19 protein-coding genes are annotated in these 18,701 nt (G+C 69.3%); 7 read left to right on the top strand and 12 right to left on the bottom strand.

Going from position 1 to position 18,701, the window contains the following annotated elements:
* Nucleotides 1-641: 641 nt before the first annotated feature.
* Both groL and ACYVLQ_RS11800 read right to left on the bottom strand, forming a co-directional pair.
* Nucleotides 642-2,267, bottom strand: coding sequence for a chaperonin GroEL (groL, locus tag ACYVLQ_RS11795; RefSeq protein WP_460697465.1), 1,626 nt, complete (start codon nucleotides 2,265-2,267; stop codon nucleotides 642-644).
* A 181-nt stretch (nucleotides 2,268-2,448) separates the two neighbouring features.
* Nucleotides 2,449-2,742, bottom strand: coding sequence for a DUF222 domain-containing protein (locus ACYVLQ_RS11800; protein ID WP_068030273.1), 294 nt, complete (start codon nucleotides 2,740-2,742; stop codon nucleotides 2,449-2,451).
* A 95-nt stretch (nucleotides 2,743-2,837) separates the two neighbouring features.
* Here ACYVLQ_RS11800 and ACYVLQ_RS11805 point away from each other — a divergent pair, with 95 nt between their 5' ends.
* On the top strand, nucleotides 2,838-3,602 hold the full coding sequence (locus ACYVLQ_RS11805; RefSeq protein ID WP_460697568.1) for a trans-aconitate 2-methyltransferase: 765 nt from the start codon (nucleotides 2,838-2,840) through the stop codon (nucleotides 3,600-3,602).
* 159 nt (nucleotides 3,603-3,761) lie between these two features.
* Here the strand turns inward: ACYVLQ_RS11805 and ACYVLQ_RS11810 are convergent, their stop codons facing one another.
* From ACYVLQ_RS11810 to ACYVLQ_RS11850, 9 genes are all read right to left on the bottom strand, one after another.
* The gene (locus ACYVLQ_RS11810; protein ID WP_460697466.1) at nucleotides 3,762-4,547 is read right to left on the bottom strand and encodes a Clp protease N-terminal domain-containing protein; all 786 of its coding nucleotides are present in this window, start codon (nucleotides 4,545-4,547) and stop codon (nucleotides 3,762-3,764) included.
* A 67-nt stretch (nucleotides 4,548-4,614) separates the two neighbouring features.
* On the bottom strand, nucleotides 4,615-5,700 hold the full coding sequence (locus tag ACYVLQ_RS11815) for an NAD(P)/FAD-dependent oxidoreductase (RefSeq protein ID WP_460697467.1): 1,086 nt from the start codon (nucleotides 5,698-5,700) through the stop codon (nucleotides 4,615-4,617).
* 369 nt (nucleotides 5,701-6,069) lie between these two features.
* The gene (locus tag ACYVLQ_RS11820; protein WP_460697569.1) at nucleotides 6,070-6,939 is read right to left on the bottom strand and encodes an RNA polymerase sigma-70 factor; all 870 of its coding nucleotides are present in this window, start codon (nucleotides 6,937-6,939) and stop codon (nucleotides 6,070-6,072) included.
* Between the two features lie 112 nt (nucleotides 6,940-7,051).
* A complete protein-coding gene (locus ACYVLQ_RS11825) occupies nucleotides 7,052-7,267 on the bottom strand; it encodes a hypothetical protein (RefSeq protein ID WP_460697468.1) in 216 nt (71 codons plus the stop codon).
* Between the two features lie 105 nt (nucleotides 7,268-7,372).
* A complete protein-coding gene (locus ACYVLQ_RS11830) occupies nucleotides 7,373-7,804 on the bottom strand; it encodes a hypothetical protein (protein WP_460697469.1) in 432 nt (143 codons plus the stop codon).
* Nucleotides 7,805-7,920: 116 nt separating this feature from the next.
* Nucleotides 7,921-8,274, bottom strand: a complete 354-nt coding sequence (locus ACYVLQ_RS11835; protein WP_460697470.1) for a UBP-type zinc finger domain-containing protein — start codon at nucleotides 8,272-8,274, stop codon at nucleotides 7,921-7,923.
* Nucleotides 8,274-9,788: an ATP-binding protein gene (locus ACYVLQ_RS11840; protein ID WP_460697471.1), complete on the bottom strand. Its 1,515-nt coding sequence runs from the start codon at nucleotides 9,786-9,788 to the stop codon at nucleotides 8,274-8,276. Before ACYVLQ_RS11840 ends, ACYVLQ_RS11835 begins: the two co-directional genes overlap by 1 nt.
* Nucleotides 9,789-9,799: 11 nt before the next feature.
* On the bottom strand, nucleotides 9,800-11,473 hold the full coding sequence (locus tag ACYVLQ_RS11845; RefSeq protein WP_460697472.1) for an NAD(P)/FAD-dependent oxidoreductase: 1,674 nt from the start codon (nucleotides 11,471-11,473) through the stop codon (nucleotides 9,800-9,802).
* Nucleotides 11,474-11,531: 58 nt separating this feature from the next.
* Nucleotides 11,532-11,729 carry a hypothetical protein gene (locus ACYVLQ_RS11850; RefSeq protein ID WP_460697473.1) on the bottom strand — a complete coding sequence of 66 codons (198 nt, stop codon included), beginning with the start codon at nucleotides 11,727-11,729 and terminating at the stop codon, nucleotides 11,532-11,534.
* 233 nt (nucleotides 11,730-11,962) lie between these two features.
* Between ACYVLQ_RS11850 and ACYVLQ_RS11855 the strand changes: the two genes are divergently transcribed.
* Together ACYVLQ_RS11855 and ACYVLQ_RS11860 are read left to right on the top strand one after the other, a co-directional pair.
* On the top strand, nucleotides 11,963-12,412 hold the full coding sequence (locus ACYVLQ_RS11855) for an SRPBCC family protein (protein ID WP_460697474.1): 450 nt from the start codon (nucleotides 11,963-11,965) through the stop codon (nucleotides 12,410-12,412).
* Nucleotides 12,413-12,429: 17 nt separating this feature from the next.
* The gene (locus tag ACYVLQ_RS11860) at nucleotides 12,430-13,116 is read left to right on the top strand and encodes an SIMPL domain-containing protein (RefSeq protein ID WP_460697475.1); all 687 of its coding nucleotides are present in this window, start codon (nucleotides 12,430-12,432) and stop codon (nucleotides 13,114-13,116) included.
* Nucleotides 13,117-13,119: 3 nt separating this feature from the next.
* Here the strand turns inward: ACYVLQ_RS11860 and ACYVLQ_RS11865 are convergent, their stop codons facing one another.
* Nucleotides 13,120-14,148 (bottom strand): beta-ketoacyl-ACP synthase III, encoded by a 1,029-nt coding sequence (locus tag ACYVLQ_RS11865; RefSeq protein ID WP_460697476.1) that lies wholly within the window; start codon nucleotides 14,146-14,148, stop codon nucleotides 13,120-13,122.
* A 258-nt stretch (nucleotides 14,149-14,406) separates the two neighbouring features.
* Between ACYVLQ_RS11865 and ACYVLQ_RS11870 the strand changes: the two genes are divergently transcribed.
* The 4 genes from ACYVLQ_RS11870 (at nucleotide 14,407) to ACYVLQ_RS11885 (ending at nucleotide 18,659) form a co-directional block, all read left to right on the top strand.
* Entirely contained in the window at nucleotides 14,407-14,679 is a 273-nt protein-coding gene (locus tag ACYVLQ_RS11870) for a GlsB/YeaQ/YmgE family stress response membrane protein (protein WP_460697477.1), read from the top strand.
* A 139-nt stretch (nucleotides 14,680-14,818) separates the two neighbouring features.
* On the top strand, nucleotides 14,819-15,535 hold the full coding sequence (locus ACYVLQ_RS11875; protein ID WP_460697478.1) for a phosphatidylserine decarboxylase: 717 nt from the start codon (nucleotides 14,819-14,821) through the stop codon (nucleotides 15,533-15,535).
* The gene (locus ACYVLQ_RS11880; protein WP_460697479.1) at nucleotides 15,532-16,410 is read left to right on the top strand and encodes a CDP-alcohol phosphatidyltransferase family protein; all 879 of its coding nucleotides are present in this window, start codon (nucleotides 15,532-15,534) and stop codon (nucleotides 16,408-16,410) included. Before ACYVLQ_RS11875 ends, ACYVLQ_RS11880 begins: the two co-directional genes overlap by 4 nt.
* Nucleotides 16,411-16,442: 32 nt before the next feature.
* Nucleotides 16,443-18,659 (top strand): AAA family ATPase, encoded by a 2,217-nt coding sequence (locus tag ACYVLQ_RS11885; protein ID WP_460697480.1) that lies wholly within the window; start codon nucleotides 16,443-16,445, stop codon nucleotides 18,657-18,659.
* Nucleotides 18,660-18,701 lie beyond the last annotated feature (42 nt).

Below are 18,701 nucleotides of genomic sequence, written 5' to 3' on the forward strand. Positions count from 1 at the left end.
CATGTGTTAAGCACGCCGCCAGCGTTCGTCCTGAGCCAGGATCAAACTCTCCGTTGAAGACTCTCAACCCGCTCCCAAAGAGCGAATCAGAAAAATCAAGTCAGAGTCCGAAAACCCAACTTTAAACGCCAGCCGGAAAATAGCTGACAAAAAATCCGACACCCACACGGGGGTGCAAGCGCCGGAACCAAAAACAATTTGGCACTGACATTCATCGACACACTATTGAGTTCTCAAAGAACACACGCACACACCATCTCCCGGGCAACCGCCCGCTCGATCGATGAGGCAACATTTCCAGCTTAGCCCAGCCAGCCACCCCGAACCAAACCAGGGTCTCGACCGAACCATGTGATCACCAGGCGCTCATCGTCCCACCTCGTGTCCCCGGCCTCTCGGCCCGGGTCGGCGTCCGTGTCGCTCTGACCTGGAATAAATTACGTGGCAACCGCTTTCGATGTCAAATCGCCTGGTCATACGGCCAAACGGCAGGCGATGAAGCGATGACTACGAGGGAAACAACGCGCCCCGGCGAATCGAGGGATGGAGGTCCGCCGAAATGCCGGAAACCGGCCCACCCGTGGGTGGACCGGCTTCCGAGAGACTCCGGCCGAGAGTGCGCCGGAAAGCGGAGGCTGGACTCAGAAGTCCATGCCGCCCATGCCGCCGGTCGGGTCGCCCGCCGGGGCGGCCGCCTTCTCCGGCTTGTCGGCGACGACGGCCTCGGTGGTGAGGAACAGCGCCGCGATCGAGCCCGCGTTCTGCAGGGCCGAACGGGTGACCTTCACCGGGTCGGCCACACCGGCCCCCAGCAGGTCCTCGTACTCGCCGCTGTCGGCGTTGAGGCCCTGGCCCGCGGGCAGGCCCGCGACCTTCTCGGCCACCACGCCGGGCTCCAGGCCCGCGTTGAAGGCGATCTGCTTCAGCGGAGCGGCCAGGGCGACCCGCACGATGTTCGCGCCGGTGGCCTCGTCGCCGGTCAGCTTCAGCTCGTCCAAGGCCGGGGCCGACTGGAGCAGGGCCACGCCACCACCGGCGACGATGCCCTCCTCGACGGCGGCCTTGGCATTGCGCACGGCATCCTCGATGCGGTGCTTGCGCTCCTTGAGCTCCACCTCGGTGGCCGCGCCCGCCTTGATGACAGCAACGCCACCGGCCAGCTTGGCCAGGCGCTCCTGCAGCTTCTCGCGGTCGTAGTCCGAGTCCGAGTTCTCGATCTCGGTGCGGATCTGCGCCACGCGGCCCTGGATGGCCTCGGCGTCACCCGCGCCGTCGACGATGGTGGTCTCGTCCTTGGTGACGACCACCTTGCGGGCCTGGCCCAGCAGGTCGACAGTGGCGTTCTCCAGGTTGAGACCGACCTCTTCGCTGATGACCTCGCCGCCGGTGAGGATGGCGATGTCGGCCAGCTGCGCCTTGCGGCGGTCGCCGAAGCCCGGGGCCTTGACGGCGACGGACTTGAAGGTGCCGCGGATCTTGTTGACCACCAGGGTCGACAGGGCCTCGCCCTCGACGTCCTCGGCGATGATCAGCAGCGGCTTACCGGCCTGGATGACCTTCTCCAGCAGCGGCAGCAGGTCCTTGACGGTCGACACCTTCGAACCGACCAGCAGGATGTACGGATCCTCGAGGACCGCTTCCTGACGCTCCGGGTCGGTCACGAAGTAACCGGAGATGTAGCCCTTGTCGAAGCGCATACCCTCGGTGAGCTCCAGCTGGAGACCGAAGGTGTTGCTCTCCTCGACGGTGATGACGCCTTCCTTGCCGACCTTGTCCATGGCCTCGGCGATCAGCTCACCGATGGACGGGTCGCCCGCCGAGATACCGGCGGTGGCGGCGATCTGCTCCTTGGTCTCGACCTCCTTGGCCGAGTCGAGCAGGCGGTTGGTGACGGCCTCGACGGCCTTCTCGATGCCGCGCTTCAGGCCCAGCGGGTTCGCACCGGCCGCGACGTTGCGCAGGCCCTCGCGCACCAGCGCCTGGGCGAGCACGGTGGCGGTGGTGGTGCCGTCGCCCGCGACGTCGTCGGTCTTCTTGGCGACTTCCTTGACCAGCTCGGCGCCGATCTTCTCGTAGGGGTCCTCCAGTTCGATCTCCTTGGCGATGGACACACCATCGTTGGTGATCGTGGGGGCGCCCCACTTCTTCTCCAGGACGACGTTGCGGCCCTTGGGGCCCAGCGTCACCTTGACAGCGTCGGCGAGGCTGTTCAGACCCCGCTCGAGGCCGCGGCGGGCCTCTTCGTCGTACGCAATCGTCTTGGCCATTGCGAAGTGATCCTCCAGGATTGGGGGTGACACGATGCTGGCCAGGCTCGGTGCCCGCGACGGACGAACGGGGGTGTCGTGGCACCCGCTCTCACCGTCCCGACCTGGCACTCACGGGTCGAGAGTGCCAGATCCCTTTCTAGCACTCAGGGATACCGAGTGCAAGGTCGAGCCCACAGGACTACGTGGTATCGGTGACGCGCAATGCCAGAGCGAGAAAGGCGTCGGTGCGACGCTCCTCGGGCGAGCGCGGCTCACCCCGCTCGACGGTGACCTGCTCGGCGTCGTGCAGCAGCAGTTCCGCCTCGATGCGCATGATGGCGCGGATGAACGGCGGCGCCACCTCGGGCGGGAGATCCCCGTTCACGATGTAGCTGCCGTCCTCACCGTCCTCCGTTTGGACATAGGAAAGCGCGCGCAGCAGGTCAGCGCGCAATTCCCCCGCTATTAGGTCGGAATCCACGTCATCCGCCATAGCCACATCGTATCTTGACGACCCTTGTGCAACCCGCAGCCGGGGTCATACAGTACGTACGTACGGTTTGGTAGATGCGAGTTCTGGAGCCGCCGATGTGGGATCCCCAGCAGTACCTGGCCTTCGATGATCACCGGTCACGACCCTTTTTCGAATTACTCGGCCGGGTGCGCGCCGAGCGGCCGCGGCGCGTCGTGGATCTGGGCTGCGGTCCCGGCCATCTGACCACCGCCCTGACCGAACGCTGGCCGGATGCCGTTGTCGAGGCGTCCGATTCCTCCCCCGAGATGGTCGCCGCGGCCCGGGCCCGCGGGGTGCACGCGACGCTGCTGGATGTCCGAGAGTGGGAGCCGGAGCCCGATACCGACGTGGTGGTGTGCAATGCGGTGCTGCAGTGGGTGCCGGGCCACCCGGCGCTGCTGACCGACTGGGCGGCGCGGCTCTCGCCCGGCGCGTGGCTCGGCGTGCAGGTGCCGGGCAACTTCGACGCGCCGTCGCATCGATCGATCCGAGAGGTGGCCGCAACGGACCGGTGGCGGGACCGACTGTCCCCGACCGGCGTGCTCGCGGCCCGCAATGTCCTCGACCCGACCGGCTATGCCACCGTGCTCGCCGAGGCGGGCTGGGCCGTGGACGCCTGGGAGACGACCTATCTGCAGCGACTGACCGGCGACGATCCGGTGCTGAAATGGGTGTCGGGTACCGCGCTGCGCCCCGTGCGCGAGGCCCTCGGCGACGCGGACTGGGACCGATTCGTCGCCGAACTCGCCCCGCGTTTGCGTACCGCCTACCCCCGCCAGCTCGACGGAACCACCTGGCTGCCGTTCCGCCGCGTCTTCGCGGTGGCCCACAAGCCCTGACCCGGCTTGCGCCCGTGCTCGGGCCGCCGTCGGTCAGGGCATGGGGGCGCGGCGGGCTGTCCCTGTCAGCCAGGGCATCGAGGGTTGCGGCGGGCCGTACCCGAGCCCTGTCAGCCAGGGCATCGAGGGTTGCGGCGGGCCGTACCCGAGCGCTGTGAGTCAGGGCGTCGGGGGGTGCGGTGGCGTGGGCGGGGCCGGGGGTTGCGGCGGAGCCGGAGGCATTCCCGGTTGCTGGGTGGCGTTCACGATCTGGGCGAGTACCGCCACGATGTCGCTCTCCAGGTCGTCCTTGTTCAGGCCGAGGCCGGACAGGATGCCGGTGCCGTCTTCCTGCTCCAGCAGGGCGAGCAGGAGGTGTTCGGTGCCGATGTAGTTGTGGCCCAGCCGAAGTGCCTCGCGGAAGGTCAGTTCCAGCGTCTTGCGGGCGGTGGCGCTGTAGGGGATGAGCTCGGGAACGTCCGCGGCCGCGGGCGGCAATGCGGCGGTCGCGACCCGGCGCACCGCCTCCAAGGAGACGCCCTTGGCGACGATCGCCCGGCACGCCAGGCTCTCCGAGTCCGCGAGCAGGCCGAGCACCAGATGTTCGGGCTGGATCTCCGTGTTGCCCGCACTGCGCGCCTCCTCCTGGGACTGGACCGCGACCTGCCGGGCGCGCAGGGTGAATCGCGCGAATCCGGCGTTCGGATCCATCCCGGGGTCGGCGGGCCCCTTGGGCACGAACCGCTTCTGCGCGGCCTGTTTGGAGACGCCCATGCTGGATCCGATATCGGTCCACGAGGCGCCGGAGCGGCGGGCCTGGTCGACGAAGTGGCCGATCAGATGGTCGGCCACCTCGCCGAGGTGCCCGGCCGCCACCACCGCGTCGGTGAGCTGCTCCAGGACGTCGTCGGGTCGTGCTTTCTTGATGCCCTCGATCAGATCGTCGAGTCGTACCTTGTCTGCCATTCGTCAACAATAGGTTGACGTACGAGGAGTCGTCAACTGATAGTTGACGAAATATTCCGCGGTGGACTCAGGGCCGCGCGGACCATCCCGCACCGCGCACCACGGCCTCCTTGAACCACGCCGCCGGACGACCGGTGAGGACCCGGCCGGTCGGGGTGTCGTCGGGGCGGACGAACTGGATCACCGCGTCGCGGCGGCCCAGGCTGATGCATTGAACCTGGTAGCGAAACCGCAGAGCCGGGGGCTGCGCGCCCTGCAGCCGGGCCAGTACGGCGGTGGCGGCGTGGGTGCCGGACGGCAGCGCGGTCGCGCACGCCATCCGCAGCTCGCGGCCGTCCGGTCCGGCGATCGCCGCGGAGTCGCCGGCGGCGTACACGGCGGGGTCCGAGGTGCGCAGCGTCTCGTCGACGAGCAGGCGGCCGCGGGCGTCGACCGCGAGACCGGCGCGCGCGGCAAGCTCGGGGACCCCGAAACCGGTTGTCCAGAGCACGGTTTCGGCCGGAACGTGGCCGCCGTCGGCCAGCCGGAGCCCGTCGGGCAACACCTCCACCACCTTCGTATCCGACCGCACCTCGACACCGAGCCGGTCCAGCGCCGCGCGAATGTGGCGGCGCGCCTTGTCCGACAGCCAGGCGCCCGGCTCCGCCGAGCTCAGCAGCGACACAGTGAGATCCGGTCGCGCCGCGGCGAGTTCGGTGGCCGTCTCGATTCCGGTCGAGCCGCCGCCGACGACGGCGATCCTTCCGGTCAGCGTTCCCAGCCCCGCGACGTCGTCGGGTGTGGCCACGGTGCGGGCGTAGAGCCGCACGCCCGCAACGCTTTCCACATCGGCCGCGCTGCCCGGGGCATAGACCAGCGTGTCGTAGTCGACCACGGTTCCGTCGGCCAGCGATATCCGTTTCGCCGCCGGGTTCAGTTCGACGGCGCGCCCCTGCACGAACCGGATTCCCCTGCGCTCCAGCATTTCTCGCAGGTCCCAGCGAGGAATCGGCTGCCCGGCGGCGAGCTGGTGCAGGCGAACGCGCTCGACCAGCTCGGAACGCGCATCCACGACGGTGATCTCGGCTCCCTTCGCCCGGCGGGCCAGCCGCCGCGCCGCCGACAGCCCCGCGTACCCGGCGCCCAGCACAACAATTCGATGCGACCCGGTCATGAGTGACTCCTTTCGAAAGGCCGACACTCAACAGACCGGACAGAGCCCCGAGCCCTGACAGGAGGAGAACGTATGGCGCGTCACACCCAATGGCGCTCCCGGCACACCCACCGCACTCCCGGCACGCTTTGGCCGGGACCTCGCTAGATTCCGGCCAAAAGCGTGCCGGAAATAAGGGGGCGGACGCGCCGGGCAGACCGACGAGCCTGCCTGACGAACCGGCGAGCGGACCGGGAGTGGCGGACGCGCCGGGCAGACCGACGAGCCCGTCTGACGAACCGGCGAGCGGACCGGGACGGGCGGACGAGCCGGGCCGGACAGACGTGCTGGACAGAGCGGCAAGCGGGGGCGGATGGGCCGGAAGGGCGGTTAGGGGATGTGGGTGAGTTTGTCGGGGTTGAGGATGAGGCGGACGGTGGATATCTGGTTGCCGCTCAGGTCGGCCAGGCCGACTACGAGTACGCCGCCGTTCACTCGGGCCACCGCGGCGGGAGCGCCGTTGATCTCCTCGACGGTCAGGGCCAGGCCGGGGATCTCGCGGTGGAACAGACCGGCCAGGTAGCGGGCCACCTTGGTGGCGCCGGCGATCGGGCGGCGGGCCGCGGTGATCTTGCCGCCGCCGTCGGCCACGGCGACGATGTCCGCGGTGAACGTCCGCTCCAGCGCGGCCACGTCTCCCGTGCGGGCGGCGGTCAGGAACCGTTCGAACAGTTCTCGTGCCTGCTCGGGCGGGGCCTCGAAGCGGGTGCGCTCGGACCGGACACGCCGCCGGGCCCGGCTGTAGAGCTGCTGCGAATTCGCCTCCGTCAGCTCCAGCATGTCGGCGATCTCGCGGTGCGCGTAGTCGAACGCCTCGCGCAGCACGAATACCGCGCGCTCGACCGGCGACAACCGCTCCAGCAGGGTCAGCACGGCCATCGACACCAGGTCCCGCTGCTCGGCAGACTCCAGCGGCCCGAGCTCCCCGCGACCGGTCGGCACCGGCTCCGGCAGCCACGGGCCGGTATAGGTCTCGCGGCGCGAGCGCGCCGAATCCAGCCAGGTGCGGCAGAGATTCACCACCACCGTGGTCAGCCACGCCTCGGCGGAGCGGACCTCGGCGCGGTCGGTGCCCTCCCAGCGCAGGTACGCCTCCTGCACGGCGTCCTCGGCCTCGCCGGCGGCGCCGAGCATGCGGTAGGCCAGGGCGAACAGCCGCGATCGATGCCGCTCGAATTCGGCCAGCCCCGCGTCGTCCACTCGCTCACCCGTCTTCACCGTGCGCCACCGACCGGCGACGATACCCGCCACCGCCCGCGCGGCCCGGTGCCGCCTGCGGTGCGGCAGCCGCCGGGCATGCGGGAGCGTATCGCTACCGCCCGGCATCGGTACCACCGTCTTCCTTGGGCCACTTGATATCTGGGAGCTGGATGCGGGGCAGGCGACGCTCGGTGCTCGTGGGTGGCGCGGTCGTCGGGGTGTTCTTGCGCAGTCCCGCGCCCTCGTCGGCGCCGCCCGCGGGTCCGCAGGCGGTGAGCGACAGGGCGAGCGCACCGGTGGACAGCACGGCTATCGCCAACTTCTTCACGGGGCCTCCCGCCGGTCCGGCGCCGCACCTGTCGCGGCGCACGGGAAGACCATGCGCCGCAGGGCTTATCGGGTGCCAAAGGTACGGTTAAGGGGCCAGGGGCGGCTACTGTTCCGCCATACCGATGGCGACCGCGACCGGCTTGTCGGCCTGACTCTCCGCCAGGCACACCAGTTTCGCGGTGCCCAGGGCCACGTTCGGACTGCCCTCGAACTTCGATCCCGGATTCTCCGCGAGCAGCGAATCCATCAGCGACTTCTCGCCCTCGGTATCCAGAGTCTTGAACTCGCCGCAAGTGGTCTGCGAGGCCGGTCCCAACGATGTGTTATCCGTGCGGGGCGCGGTGGTCGGGGCGGCCTCGGATGACTCGGGCGCCGCATCCGTAGCCGAGGGCGCCGCCGTCGCGGCGGGCACCGTGCTCGACGGCGCATTTCTGCGCAAGCCGCTGGCATCGTCGGTGGCGGAGTCGTCGCCGCAGGCGGTCAGTCCCAGTGCCAGTGCGCCCAGCACGACGGCAGTCGCCGAAAGTCGTTTCATAGACGTCTAATCCCGGTGGTCGCATGCGCCCGGCCTGTCCGGCGCGCGTCGCAGCGTACCGGGCGGGAGCGCGGATGGAAACCCGCGCGCACCCCGTCCCAGCGGCGAACGCCGTATCAGTGAATGTGACTCTGCCAGTCGCTCGGGACCCGATCGCGAGGCCCCGGCACCGACTGATCCCGCGGACGATCGTGCGGCGGTGCGAGTTCCGGGCCCTCGCCGAACATCTCCTCGGTGCGGAAGTCCCAGAACCATTCCTCACCGGGCTCGTAGCTCTGCACGTACGGGTGCCCGGTCGCGGCGAAATGCTTGGTGGCGTGCTGCGACGGCGAGGAGTCGCAGCAGCCGACGTGACCGCACTGGGCGCAGCGCCGCAGGTGCACCCACCAGCCGCGGGCCTGTTCGCATTCCACACAGCCGGGGCCGCTGGGCGCCGCCGCCGGATCGATACCCTCGATCGCCTGAGACATCACTGACCTCCAGGATTCGTTTGCGCTGCTTGACCTTCCGTCGTGCCGCCCTCGTCCTGCTCTCGATGCAGCGGCAGCCGAACGATGAACCGGGTATCCCCCGGCACCGACTCCACCCGGATATCGCCGCCGTGCTTGTTCACCACGATCCGGAACGAGATGTCCAGCCCCAGGCCGGTTCCCTCGCCCACCGGCTTGGTGGTGAAGAACGGTTCGAAGATCCGGTGCCGGAGCTCATCGGGCACCCCGGGCCCGGTATCGCAGATTTCTACTGCGGCACAGTCATTTTCGTGATATGTGCGCACGGTGAGCGTACCGCTGCCCGACATCGCAGCGACCGCGTTGTCGATCAGGTTCGTCCACACCTGATTCAATTCCGCCGCGTAACAAGGCAATTGCGGCAGCGCGCGGTCGTAGTCCTTGACTATCTCGATGCCGTCGCCGATCTTGCGGGCCAGCATCACCAAGGTGCTGTCGATCAGTTCGTGAATGTCGACCACCTGGAACGGCGCGCGGTCCATCTGCGAATACTGCTTGGCCGCATGCACCAGCGAGGAGATGCGGGTGGTCGAGTCGGCGATCTCGCTCATCAGCAGCTCGGTCTCGACCGTGTAGTTCAGCCAGCGGATCGCGCCCTCGAACACCCCGCGGTCGTTGCCCTCCAGGGTGACCGCCACCTTCTCCAGCCAGTCGATGTCGAATCCGGCCTGCACGAAGTTGGGCGCCAGATCCCACCCGTTGGCGATGCCGTGGTCGGCGAGCCAGTCGCCGAGTTCGTCCTCGCGGTCGGCGGCCTCCAGCGTCGTCAGCGTCGGCGCCTTGGCGACCTGGGTGGCGGCCTCCTCCTGTAGCTGCACCAGCGCCTCCAGCGACGACGGGTCGAACTTGCCGTGCGCCATCATCTTCAGCTTGTGCCGCATCCCGGCGACGCGTTCGCGCAGCGACGACGTGGCCCGCACCGCGGCGGCCGCCGGATTGTTCAGCTCGTGGGTCAGCCCCGCCGACAGCGAGCCCAGCGCCAGCAGCCGCTCGCGCTGGCCGATAATCTCGTTGGCATTGCGATTGCCGAAGAACACGCCCTCGAGCAGGTGCAGCGCCATCGGGAACCAGTCCTGCATCATGCGCGCGAAGGTGCCCGCGTCGAGCACGAAGAACTTCGACGGCTTGGTGACCGAGAACGACCCGGTGTAATTCTGCTCGGCCTTGTCGCCCATGTACGCGGTCCAGGCACCGGCGTAGGAGCCGCGGTGGTCGGTGCGGACCAGCTCGATCTCCTCGCCCGCCGACATCTTGGTCAGCACGACCTCGCCGTCCATCAGGACGTAGAAGCAGGTCGCCGGGTCACCCTCGCGATATACCGGCCCCGGCTCGAAATGCTCCACCCGCCCGTCCCGGCACAGCCAGGCCAGTTGCTCGTCGTCGAGCTTCTCGAAAAGGAACAGGGTGCGCAATTCCTCCGGGTCACAGATCAATTCCGGGCCCTCGACGTAATCGGCCGCTGCGTCGTCAGCCATGGCGCACACTCCTACTGTTTCGCGATGTATCGATGAACGAGCATGACGGCCATCGCACCCTCGCCCACGGCGGACGCGACCCGTTTGGCCGACTCCGAGCGCACGTCACCGGCCACGAACACACCGGGCACGCTGGTCTCGAGGTGATGCGGGGGCCGCGGCAGCTCCCAGCCCGCCGGGCGGGCGCCGTCGACCAGGAGGTCGGGACCGGCCAGCACATACCCGGCCTCGTCCCGCACGACCAGGCCGTCGAGCCAGTCGGTCTCGGGGGCGGCGCCGATGAACAGGAACAACCGCTCCGCCTCCACCTTTTCTTCCGCGCCGGTGGAATTGTTGCGCAGCACGATCCGCTCCAGGTGATCGTCGCCGTCGGCGGCCACCACCTCGGTGCAGGTGTGCACCTTGATGTTGGGGATCTGCTCGATCTGCTGGACCAGATAGTGCGACATGCCGCGATCCAGCGAGTCCGAACGGACCAGAATGTGCACGGTGCTGGCGTTGCGGGACAGGAAGACCGCCGCCTGCCCGGCCGAATTCGCCCCGCCCACGATGTAGACCTCGCGGTCGGCGCAGTCGGCGGCCTCGGTCATCGCCGAGCCGTAGTACACCCCGCGGCCGGTGTAGTCGTCCACGCCCGGCGCCGGATGGTGGCGGTAGTTGACGCCGGTGGCGATCAGTACCGAATGCGCCGCGACCGAGCTGCCGTCGTCGAAGCGCACCACCCGGGCCGAACCGCACGCCTCCAGCCCCACCACCTCGCGCGCGGTGATCAACTCGGCGCCGAACTTCACGGCCTGGCGGCGCGCCCGGTCGGCCAGCTGCGAGCCCGACAGCCCGTCCGGGAATCCGAGATAGTTCTCGATGCGCGAACTCTGCCCGGCCTGACCGCCGGTGGCCGTGCGCTCCACCAGGACGGTCCGCAGGCCCTCCGACGCGCCGTAGACCGCCGCGCCCAGGCCCGCGGGACCGCCGCCGATCACGATGAGGTCGTAGAAGTCGCCGGTCGGATCGGTGTTGAGCCCGACGCTGCCCGCCAGCTGGGCGTCGGAGGGGGCGATCAGCGCCTGCCCCGCGGCATCGATGACGACGGGGCACTGGTCCTGGGTGGCCCCGGCCGCCTCCAGCAGCCGCGAGCCCTCCGGCTCGTCGGCCAGGTACCAGCGGTAGGGCAGCTGGTTGCGGGCCAGGAATTCGCGCACCTGCGAGCAGCGGGCCGACCAGCGGTGCCCGACGACCTTGGTCTCGTGCACCGGCCGGTGCTCGTCGCCGCGCCACGCCTCCAGCAGGGCGTCGACCACCGGGTACAGCTTCTCCTCCGGCGGATCCCACGGCTTGAGCAGATAGTGATCGAGATCGACGACATTGATCGCCTCGATGGCGGCATTCGTATCGGCGTAGGCGGTGAGCAGCACCCGGCGCGCATACGGGTGCAGATCCATCGCCTGCTCGAGAAATTCGATGCCGTCCATGCCCGGCATCCGATAATCGGCGATCAGCACGGCGACCGGCTGGCCGCGCAGTTTCATCTCGCGGAGGGCGTCGAGCGCGGAGGCCCCCGATTCCGCGCGCAGAATCCGATAATCCGCGCCGTAGCGGCGCCTCAGATCGCGGACCACCGCCCGGGAGACACCCGGGTCGTCGTCGACGCTGAGGATCGCCGGTTTGGCGACAGCTGGTGAAGTCACCTCAAAAGTATGGGCGTCGACGCAAGTGGGTTCTCCCGGAACGTGCCCCGTGGGACGTTCACAGCCGGTGGTGCTGGACCAGGTCCAGCTCCTTCTGGGTCAGCAACCGCTCGAGCCGCTCCTCGCGCTCGACAGCCTTGTGGTCGGATCTCTTACCTCCGTGCCGGGGTGGGGCTGGGGCGTCGTCGGATTCTGGAACCGGAAGTAGCGGAACGGAATCCGGCTGCCTGCGGTGGAGGAGAAAGCGCAGTTTCACGGCCGATCACCTCACGTTGGACGAAAACTCGGGCTCGGGTCGGTTGCTTCGTTGCCTGCCGCTTCATCTATCTGCCATTGTGCGTCCGTTATTACAGGTACCGATACCGATCACATCAGAATGTGATCTAGTTGATTTTCAATCGAGTGTGGCCCGCGTCACTTCGACCGGGCCGACGGGGCCGTGTCCCAGTAGGATTCCCGTTACCGATCGTCACACCTCGGAGGGCAACGTTGCCGAACACCCTGGAAGCCACCGTCGACATCGCCGCCCCGCGCGAGCGGGTCTGGGCGGTCGTCTCCGATCTGAAGCGGATGCCGGAGTTCAGCCCGAACACCGTCCGGATGCTGCCGCTGGGCACCCCGCGGGCGGGCACCTGGACCGTCAACCTCAATCGTGACGGGGGCAAGTTCTACCCGACCACCTCGCGGATCGTCCGATTCGAGCCCAACGAGGCCTTCGCCTTCCGGATGAACGAGAACGGCACGGTGTGGAGCTACACCCTGGAATCCACCGACACCGGCACCCGGCTGATCGAGCGGCGCGACGTCCCCAACGGGGTGCGCAAGCCGGTGCGCCTGATGATCGACCGTTTCCTCGGCGGTGAGCAGCAGTTCGAGGCCAATCTGGTGCGCGGCATGAACGAAACCCTCGGCAAGATCAAGGCCGCCGCCGAGAAGTAGGCGTATGTTCCGCTGGCATGCGACGAATCACAGGCGCGGCCACCGCGCTGGCGGCTATCGCGGTGCTCTCCGGGTGCGGCGGCGACGCCCCGGCAACCGGTCGTGATGTCACGGTGGTGGGCACGGGCCAGGTGCGGGGCGCGCCCGACACCCTGAATTCCGACCTCGGGGTCGAGGCGACCGCGCCCGATGTGTCCACCGCCATCGAGACCGCCAACCGCGAGGCCAAGGCCGTGGTCGATGCGATGGTGGGCGCCGGGGTCACGCGCGAGGACATCCGGACCACCGATGTCTCCGTGCAGCCGCAGTACGGGCCCGAGCGCGCGGTGACCGGGTACCGCGCCGCGAATACCGTGCACGTCACGGTCCGGGACCTCACGAAGGCCTCCGCGGTGCTGGATGCCGCGGCCAAGGCGGGCGGCAACGACACCCGCATTCGCGGGGTCTCCTTCGCACTGGACGACAATTCGAAGCTGCTGGCCGACGCCCGCGCCCGCGCCTTCGCCGATGCGAAGTCCCGCGCCGAGCAGTACGCGGTGCTGTCGGGCCTGAAGCTGAAGGACGTCAAGACCGTCAACGAGACCCGCAGCGGCGGCGGGGAACCCCCGGCGCCGCGCACTCAGTTCGCGATGCCGGAGGTGCCGCTGGAGCCAGGGATGCAGACCGTGACCTTCGACGTCACGGTCACCTGGAGCATGGGCTGAGGCTTACTGCCAGTTGGGGAGTTTCACTACCTGGGCGGCGTAGGACAGGCCCGCGCCGAAGGCGACGAGCAGGGCGTCGGCGCCGGGCTTGGTGTCGCCGTTGCGTAGTAAGGCCTCCATGGCCAGCGGGATCGAGGCGGCCGAGGTATTGCCCGTCTCCTCGATGTCGTTGGCGAGGGCGCAGTCGGCGGGCAGGTCCAGGGCCTTGGCCATGATCTCGATGATCCGGCCGTTGGCCTGGTGCGGGACCATGGCGTCGATATCGTCGGGGACCAGTCCGGCGCGCCCGATCGCGTCCAGGCACACCTTCTTCAGCGAGTGGGCGGCCCAGCGGAAGACCGCGGTGCCCTCCATCGCCAGATACGGGCGCACGGCGTCGGTGCCCTGCTCGTCGATCTCGGCGAAGAACTCCATCCAGTCCTTGTCCTGGCGGATGGCGTGATGCTGGGTGCCGTCGGAACCCCAGACCGTGGGGCCGATGCCGGGCTCGTCGGACGGGCCGATGACCACCGCGCCCGCACCGTCGGCGAACAGGAACGCCGTGCCGCGGTCGGTCGGGTTGATCGTGTCGGTGAGCCGCTCCACGCCGATCACCAGGACGTGGCACGCGGTACCGCCCTTGACCAGGTCCGAGGCCAGCGTGACGGCGTGGCAGAACCCCGCGCAGCCGGATGAGATGTCGAACGCCGCGGGGTTGTTCATACCCAGCTCGGTGGCGATCTGCGGGGCCGCCGCAGGGGTGAGCAGCAGCCACGTGGACGTAGCGACTATGACGCAATCTATCCGGTCGGGCGTCACCTCGGCGGCGGCCATCGCGTCGCGCGCGGCGGCGGCGCTCATGCCGATGATCGTTTCGGAATCCGAGGCGAATCGCCGGGTCTTGATGCCGGAGCGGGTCCGAATCCATTCGTCGGTGGAGTTGATCGGTGCAGCAACCTCGTCATTGGTGACGACCCGGGCCGGGCGGTACACGCCGAGCCCGAGCATCGCGGTGTGCTCCACCCCTGTGACCTGGGCGAGTCGAGCAGCCATCGTGCTTCTCCTAGGTACCTGCCGGCAGGCGTGTCCCGGGCCTGCGGCCCCACCCGCGCATCGAACGTTCCTTCATCGGGCCCTCATCGGACGACTCCCTGACGAGTCCGTAGACATGAGGCCCCCTCATATTAGCCGGAACACTAACGGGAGGCGTGGGTATTGTCACAATCGATCGGGTACTGCCAGTTCGAAAGCAGTTCGCACGCCGGTCGCTCCGACCGGCGACACTGTTCCTACGAGTGATTCGAGGACAACATGCTCGGTCTCGGAATTATCGGGTGGATCATCATCGGCGGCATCGCCGGATGGATCGCCAGCAAGATCATGAAAACGGATGCGCAGCAGGGCATCCTGCTCAACATCGTCGTCGGCGTGGTCGGCGGCCTGCTGGGCGGATTCCTGCTGAAGCTGTTCGGCGTCGACGTGGAGGGCGGCGGGCTGATCTTCAGCTTCCTCACCTGCCTCGGCGGTGCGGTGATCCTGCTCTGGCTCGTCGGCCTGGTCATGGGTCGCCGGAAAGTCGGCTGAATCGGCCGGGTGACACTGCCGCAGCGACGCACTCGTCGCTGCGGCAGTTCTCGTTGTGGGCGCTGTCGTCGCAGCACACACCGCGACCACGGCCGTCCCGTATGGTGTGATCGACCATCCGCGCACGAAAGAGGAGCCTGTGGCCCGCCGTCCCACCCCGCCCGGCACGCCCGAACGCACCGGCCTCGGCCATGTCGCCGACCTGGTCCGCGACGCGATTCCGCCGCTGCACCCCGCCGGTCTGCCGTTCGTGGCGACACCGCTGGCGGTCGCGTTACTGGGTCGGAAGCGGAAGTGGTTGCGGCGCACCGGGTTCGCGTCGGCGGCGGCAGCGGCGGCGTTCTTCCGGCATCCGCACCGGGTGCCGCCGAACCGGCCGAATATCGTGGTCGCCCCCGCCGATGGGGAGGTCGCGCTGGTCGATACCGCGGTGCCGCCCGCCGAGCTGAATCTCGGCGAGGCCGAGCTGCCGCGGGTGAGCATCTTCCTGTCGGTGCTGGACGTGCATGTGCAGCGCACCCCGGTCTCCGGCAGCGTGCGCGAGATCGTGTACCGGCGCGGGCAGTTCCGCTCCGCCGACCTGCCCGAGGCCAGCGCGGTCAACGAGCGCAACAGCATGGTGCTCGAGACCGCCTCCGGCGCGGTGGTGACGGTCGTGCAGATCGCGGGGCTGCTGGCGCGGCGCATCGTGTGCGAGGCCAAGGTCGGCGACAAGCTGACCATCGGCGACACCTACGGGCTGATCCGGTTCGGCTCCCGGGTGGACACCTACTTCCCGGCCGGGACCGAGCCGCTCGTTACGCCCGGTCAGCGCACGATCGGCGGGGAGACGGTGCTCGCCGAACTGCTGTCATGATCGAAGAAACCGTGACCGAGCAGGGCCGACGGCGACGCACGATCCGGCTGCTGCCCAGCATCGTGACCATCCTGGCGCTGTGCGCGGGGCTGTCCGCGGTGAAGTTCGCGCTGGAGGGTTCGCTCAGCACGGCGATCGCGATGATCGGCGCCGCGGCCGTGCTCGATACCCTCGACGGCAGGCTCGCCCGCATGCTCTCGGCCACCACCAAGATCGGGGCCGAACTCGATTCCCTCGCGGACGCAATCTCTTTCGGCGTCTCACCGGCGCTGGTGATCTACGTGACGTTCCTGCGGCAGGACAGCGCGGGCTGGATCATCGCGCTCATCTACGCGGTCAGCATCGTGCTGCGGCTGGCCCGGTTCAACACCCTGATGGACGACGACACCCGCCCGGACTGGGCGCGTGAGTACTTCGTCGGGGTCCCGGCGCCCGCCGCCGCCCTGATCGCCATGCTGCCGATCGCGGTGCACGAGGAGTTCGGCAACGGGTGGTGGAACAACTTTCCGGTGGTGGCGGTGTGGACCGTGCTCGCCGCCCTGCTCGCCGTCAGCACCGTCCCGACCCTGGCGATGAAGTCGGTATCGGTGGCGCCGCAGGCCGCCGCGCTGCTGCTGGTGCTGACCGCACTCGCCGCCGCCGCGCTGGTCACCTACCCGCTGATCCTGCTGATGGTCCTGGTGGGCCTGTACATCCTCCACATCCCGTTCGCCTGGCGCTCGCAGCGCTGGGTAGCCGCCCGCCCCGAAACCTGGCACCACAAACCGGCCGAGCGCCGCGCCCAACGCCGAGCCCAACGCCGCCGCCCGGCGTTACGCGTCCCGGTCTCGTCGGCCCGCCTACGCCTGCGCCGCCCCAGCGGCCGCAACCGCTAGCCGATTCCGGCGACGCCCATACCATGGCTAGGGTGCCGGATCTTTCGTTGACTGCTCGCCTGAACCGCTCGGCCGCCGATGCGCGACGGGGGGTGGTGCGGTTGCATCCGGAAGCGTTGGCGGCGTTGGGGTTGCGGGAGTGGGACGGGATCGCGCTCATCGGGTCGCGGCGGACCGCGGCGGTGGCGGGGATCGCACCGGCGGGGACGGCGGCGGGGGTGATCCTGCTCGACGATGTGACATTGTCGAACGCGGGGGTGCGCGAGGACTCGACGGTGGTGGTCGCGCCGGTCACCGTGTTCGGGGCGCGGCAGCTCTCGGTGACCGGGTCGGTGCAGGCCACCCGCACCATTCCCGAGGCGACGCTGCGGCAGGCGCTGCTCGGCAAGGTGGTGACCGTCGGCGACGCCGTATCGCTGCTGCCGCGCGATCTCGGTCCGGGAACCAGCACCGCCGCGGCCACCCAGGCGCTGGCCCGCGCCTTCGGCATCGCGTGGACCTCGGAGCTGCTCACGGTCACCGCGACCGATCCGGGGCGCGGGCCGGTGAGCGTGCAGCCCAACAGCGCGGTGGTGTGGGGCGCGGGCGTGCCCGCCGCCGATGCCTCGCACGATCCGGGCGGCGGACCGGCTACCGAATCCGGCGCTCCCGGAACCCGGATGCGGGTGCGGGAGCGGCCGTCCGCGGTCGACGTGGCGGATCTGGCCGGGGTGCGCGCGCAGGCGGCGAAGCTGTCGGAGTGGCTCAGCCTGGCCCTCGAGGAGCCCGAACTGCTGAAGACCCTCGGCGCCCCACCGCATCTCGGTGCGCTGGTCACCGGCCCGGCGGGCGCCGGTAAGGCGACGCTGGCGCGGGCGGTGGCCACGCCGCGCCGGATCGTGGAGCTGGACGGGCCGACTGTGGGAGCCACCGAGAGCGGCACCCGGCTGCGCGAGGTCGGGCTCGCGGTATCCGAAATCTGTTCCGGCCCGGGCGGAGTGCTGCTGATCACCGATATCGATGCGCTGCTGCCCGCCGATCCGGAGCCGGTCGCCACCCTCATTCTCGACCAGCTGCGCGGTGCGGTCGCCACTCCCGGAGTCGCGTTCCTGGCCACCACATCCCATCCCGCCGGTGTCGACAGCCGTTTGCGCGCACCGGATCTGTGCGATCGCGAGGTCGCCCTGACGCTGCCGACCGCGGCCGTGCGCAAGGATCTGCTGGAGCAGTTGCTGCGCAAGGTGCCGACAGAGGATCTGCGGCTCGACGAGATTGCCTCCCGCACACCGGGCTTCGTGGTGTCGGACCTGGCCGCGCTGTGCCGGGAGGCGGCGCTGCGGGCGGCGTCGCGGGCCAGCCGCGACCACACCGAGCCGGTGCTGACCCAGCCCGATCTGCTCGGCGCGCTGCAGGTGATCCGTCCGCTGTCGCGTTCGGGCACCGAGGAATTGGCGATCGGCAGCCTCAGCCTGGACGATGTCGGCGATATGACCGAGACCAAGCAGGCGCTGACCGAGGCCGTGCTGTGGCCGCTGCGGCATCCGGATTCGTTCGCGCGCTTGGGGATCGATCCGCCGCGCGGTGTGCTGCTGTACGGGCCGCCGGGATGCGGTAAGACGTTCCTGGTGCGGGCACTGGCGGGCAGCGGCCAGTTGAGTGTGCACACGGTCAAGGGCGCCGAGCTGATGGACAAGTGGGTCGGGTCCTCCGAGCGCGCGGTCCGCGAATTGTTCCAGCGCGCACGCGATTCCGCGCCCTCGCTGATATTCCTCGACGAGGTGGACGCGCTCGCGCCGCGCCGCGGGCAGAGCAGCGACTCCGGCGTCGGCGACCGCGTGGTCGCCGCCCTGCTCACCGAGTTGGACGGGGTGGAGCCGCTGCGCGATGTCGTGGTCATCGGCGCGACCAATCGGCCGGAACTCATCGATCCGGCCCTCACCCGCCCCGGACGGCTCGAGCGGCTGGTATTCGTACCGCCCCCGGATGCCGCCGCCCGCGCCGAGATCCTGCGCACGGCGAGCCGACCGGTTCCGCTGGCCCCCGACGTGAAGCTCACCGCGCTGGCGGCGGACCTGGACGGCTACTCGGCCGCCGACTGCGCGGCGCTGCTGCGCGAGGCGGCGATGACCGCGATGCGCCGTGACGTCGACGCCGCCGATGTCACGGCCGCGGATGTCGCCGCGGCCCGCGTCACCGTGCGGCCGTCCCTCGACCCGCTCCAGGTGGAATCGCTGCGCAACTTCGCGGACCAGCACACCGGGACACCGTAGCGGCGAAACGTCGGCAACTACCCATCCGGCACGTCTGCCAGC

This window comes from Nocardia thraciensis (genome assembly GCF_054782435.1).